The sequence below is a fragment of the Pseudomonas sp. PME37.24/025 genome, assembly GCF_055556615.1.
Map to the genome: position 1 here is coordinate 1 of NZ_JBVHNK010000393.1, position 250 is coordinate 250.

Annotated in this window: 1 protein-coding gene; it reads right to left on the bottom strand. The window is 72.0% G+C overall.

Going from position 1 to position 250, the window contains the following annotated elements; translation table 11 throughout:
• The coding region (locus tag ACZ3HH_RS30820) for an RBBP9/YdeN family alpha/beta hydrolase (RefSeq protein WP_465810479.1) at nucleotides 1-250 on the bottom strand (250 nt) is incomplete at both ends.

Consider the following 250-nt stretch of genomic DNA (forward strand, 5'->3'; position numbering starts at 1 on the left):
CGCCCCGGATGCGATCTCGGAACTCGAGAGGCAAATGCACGACGGCCATGCAACCGAGGCTGTGGGCCACCAGCACCACCGGTGCGCCCGCCGACTCGATTGTTTCGCCCAGGGTGCGCACCCAGGCGGCACGGCTGGGCGTGATCCAGTCGTCCTGCCGCACGCGCCGGGCCCCGGGCAGGCGATCGGCCCAGAGGGTCTGCCAATGGCCGGGGCCGGAATCGCGCCAGCCCGGCACGATGATCACCGG